The sequence below is a fragment of the Bartonella sp. AA74HLJMH genome, from assembly GCF_042197045.1.
In the GTDB taxonomy this organism is placed as follows: domain Bacteria; phylum Pseudomonadota; class Alphaproteobacteria; order Rhizobiales; family Rhizobiaceae; genus Bartonella.
Genome location: NZ_JBHIRJ010000109.1, coordinates 1 through 964, shown reverse-complemented (window position 1 = coordinate 964; position 964 = coordinate 1). Strand labels below are relative to the sequence as shown.

Annotated in this window: 1 protein-coding gene and 1 pseudogene; both read left to right on the top strand. The window is 42.9% G+C overall.

The genetic code is table 11. The features are described 5' to 3' along the window. Positions 1–561, top strand: a pseudogene (locus ACFINH_RS10005) (DUF4815 domain-containing protein); the annotation flags it as partial. Positions 562–575: 14 nt separating this feature from the next. Further along, positions 576–964: Bgr_08870 family protein (locus ACFINH_RS10000; protein WP_375633020.1), on the top strand; the 389-nt coding region annotated here is incomplete at its 3' end.

Below are 964 nucleotides of genomic sequence, written 5' to 3'. Positions count from 1 at the left end.
ACCATTGATCTTGGCACTTTTGATCTTGTGGACTGCTCTGATTTACAAATCCGCGCAGCCATTGAATTGCCTTCAAGCGATTGTTCTGTCATCTTTGAAATTGAAAGAAACAATGGCACAATTTATCAACTCCTGCCCTTTCAATTGCTAAGCCTTACTGAATATATCAGTGAAAAAGTAAAACTTCGTGCCATTCTCAAAGGCACCGAAAAGCTCTCACCCGTCTTGTTTGCGCCTGTTCAATTGATTGCGGGAAAGATCCATAAGGAAGCTACCTATGTCACGCGTGCTTTTGCCTTTGGTGAAAAAGCAAGATTGACCAGCTATATCAAAACCTTTTTACCGGGCGGTGCAACCTTTTCACTGGAGATGCAGCTGGATGATGGTGCTTTCACCCCTTTGAAATTAGAGGAAACAGAACAACTCGCTGAACCGCTTTGGACAGAACGAAAATTTGTGAGCAGTGACAAAACAGCCAAACAAGCGCGCTTGAAATTGACCCTTACCGGTGGACCTGCTGCGCGGTCCATGGTGAGTGATTTTGGCGCTGGCATATTATAATGGGAAAATGAGACATGACCAAAACCAAAAAACTCGACATGGAATTGCCGAAAGAAGGACGCTTTATCAGTTCTGAATTCCCAATCTTGCGGGAAAACTTGACCAAAATTGATCAAGCGATAATGGAAGTTGAGGACAAGGTAGACCAAAAAGCGCCTTCAAAACACACGCACACCATAAGTGATGTTGCCGATCTTGAAGCGGCTCTCAAAGGCAAAATGGCAGCCGATAAAACCTTCTCATTTGCTGATTTAAGTGATATCGAGGGGGCAAAAGATGCCGCCAATAATTATGTTCTCTATAAATCAAGCAATAATAACTTCACCTTTGGCAGTGCTGTATCTTTGCTTGGTTCTCATCAACATAAAACCGAAGATATTGTGGGACTTGATGATTTTAGAGC